Raw genomic sequence first — 2,721 nt, 5'->3', positions numbered from 1 at the left:
CGCCTGGTTCGCCACCACCGCCTTCGCCTATCTGATCGGCAACGTGTTCTGCGTGCGCTTCGCGCCACGCCATGCACTGGAGAAGCTGATCTGGTTCGGGCTTGCGCTGCAGCTCACCGGCAGCCTGCTGAATCTGGTCTGGAGCATCGCCGGCCTCAACATGGTGCCGTCCTGGCTGTTCGGCACCCAGATGATCGTGATGTTCGGCAATGCCTTCGTGATGGCCAATTCCGCGGCCGGCGCGATCAGTGTCCGCCCCGAAGCCGCGGGCACCGCCTCGGGCGCGATGGGCTTCCTGCAGATGGGGCTGGGCTCGCTGGTGTCGCAGCTCGGCGCCTATCTCGGCGGCCATTTCGCCGCCACCCTGCCACTGACGGCCGCGATCTTCGCGCTCTCGGCCGCCTGCGCCTCGACCATGCTGTTCATCGTGCCACGCCCAAAGATCGTGGTCAGCGAGGAATTGATCGAGCAGGCGGAGGAGGAAGAGGCGGGGATTGTGTGAGGACCACCGTCATTGCGAGCGAAGCGAAGCAATCCACGCCTCAGCTCGGGGAAAGATGGATTGCTTCGTCGCTTCGCTCCTCGCAATGACGGGGAACATCGTGCCCTCACCCCCCGACCAGCTTCAGCCACTCGTCCTCGGTCAGCACGGAGACGCCGTGCTTCTCGGCTTCCTTCAGTTTCGAACCCGCGCCGGGACCGGCCACGACGTAATCCGTCTTCTTCGAGACCGAGCCTGAAACCTTGGCTCCGAGCCGTTCTGCCTTGGCCTTGGCCTCGTCGCGGGTCATCTTCTCCAGCGAGCCGGTGAACACCACGGTCTTGCCGGCAACCGCTGAATTGCTCTTCGGCTTCTCCGCGTCGAGAATGGTCACCTGCCTGGTCAGCCGCTCGACGATGCCGCGGTTGTGGCTCTCGCCGAAATAGGCGGCGACCGCCTTGATCACGGTGTCGCCGATCTGGTCCAGCGCATCCATCTCGGCGATCGCTTCCTCGTCGGCGTTGGCGACCTTGAGGCCGGCGTCGTGGAAGGCGTCCCAGGAGCCATAGCCGCGCGCCAGCGCCAGCGCCGTGGTCTCGCCGACATGGCGCATGCCGAGGGCGTAGATGAAGCGCTCCAGCGCAATGTTGCGCCGGGCCTCGATCGAACCGAACAAATTGCGCACCGAAGTCGCGCCATAACCCTCGATCTCCTCGAGCTTGAGCTTGTCGTTACGCGCCTGGAGCGTGAAGATGTCGGCCGGCTCCTTGACCCAGCCTTCATCGAAGAAATACTGGAGCTGCTTCTCCCCGAGCCCGTCGATGTCGAAGGCGCGGCGCGAGACGAACAGCTTCAGATGCTCGATCTTCTGGAACGGACAGGCGAACTCGCCGGTGCAGCGGGCGCGGGCGCCCTCCTCACCGGTCGCGGTCTCCTCGCGCACCACGTTGGTGTGCAGCGGGCACGGCACTTCTTCGGGAAGTGGAATTCCTTCGCGCCCTTCGGCCGCTTGTCGATTACGACGTCGACCACCTGCGGGATCACGTCACCGGCGCGCTGGATGACGACGGTGTCGCCGATCCGGATGTCGCGGCCCTCGCGGAGCTGCTCGCCGTCGCCGCCGATGCCCTTGATGTAGTCCTCGTTATGCAGGCTGACGTTCTGCACGATGACGCCCCCGACGCCGACCGGCTCGAGCTTGCCGACCGGCGTGAACGAGCCGGTGCGGCCGACCTGGATCTCGATGTCGCGCAGCACGGTCATGGCGCGCTCGGCCGGAAACTTGTGCGCGATCGCCCAGCGCGGGTTGCGCGACACGAAGCCGAGCCGCTCCTGCCAGTCGAGGCGATCGACCTTGTAGACGACGCCGTCGATGTCGTAGTCGAGCGTCGCGCGCTGCTCCTCGATGGAACGGTGGAACGCGATCAGCTCGTCGACGGAATGACAGAGTTTCGTCAGCGGGTTGGTCCTGAAGCCGCAGCGCTCGAACCAGTGGATCATGCCGGACTGCGTGTCCTCCGGCGTCGCGCTCATCTCGCCCCAGGCATAGGCGAAGAAGCCGAGCGGCCGCGAGGCGGTGATCGAGGGATCCTTCTGCCGCAACGAACCGGCTGCCGAGTTGCGCGGATTGGCGAAGACGGTATCGCCCGCCGCCTTCTGCCGCTCGTTCAGCGCGAGAAATGCCTGCTTGGTCATGTAGACCTCGCCGCGCACCTCGCAGATGTCGGGAATGTTGCGGCCTTTCAGCTTCTTCGGCACGTCTTCGAGCGTGCGGATGTTGGCGGTGACGTCCTCGCCCTCGGCGCCGTCGCCGCGGGTCGCCGCGACCGCGAGCTCGCCGCCCTCATAGCGCAGCGACATCGACAGGCCGTCGATCTTCGGCTCGGCGGAGAAATCGATCTTGTCATCGGCGAGCTTCAGGAAGCGCGTGATGCGGCCGACGAAGTCGATCACGTCCGCTTCGGCGAAGGCGTTGTCGAGCGACAGCATCGGCAACGCGTGCCGGACTTTCCTGAAGCGCCCCGATGGCGCGGAGCCCACCTTCTGCGACGGTGAGTCCGAGGTGACCAGCTCGGGAAACCGTGCCTCGATCGCGTTCAGGCGCTGGCGCAGCGCGTCATAATCCGCATCGGTGATCCTGGGCGCGTCGTCCTGGTAATAGAGCTTGTTGTGATGCTCGATCTCGAGCGAAAGCCGCTTGTGCTCGGTCTTCGCCTTCGCCGGCGTGAGGTCGGCGACGT

The 2,721-nt window shown here is 65.5% G+C and carries 2 pseudogenes; one reads left to right on the top strand and one right to left on the bottom strand.

The annotated features are described in order from the left end of the window. Window positions 1–502, top strand: a pseudogene (locus JOY90_RS27025) (Bcr/CflA family drug resistance efflux transporter); the annotation flags it as partial. A 106-nt stretch (window positions 503–608) separates the two neighbouring features. On the opposite strand, the pseudogene ligA reads toward JOY90_RS27025, so the two are convergent. Next, a pseudogene (gene ligA / locus JOY90_RS27020) lies at window positions 609–2,721 on the bottom strand (NAD-dependent DNA ligase LigA); the annotation flags it as partial.

This window comes from Bradyrhizobium sp. (assembly GCF_019242285.1).
Taxonomy (GTDB): Bacteria; Pseudomonadota; Alphaproteobacteria; order Rhizobiales; family Xanthobacteraceae; genus Bradyrhizobium.
This window is presented reverse-complemented; position numbering and strand designations above follow the sequence as displayed.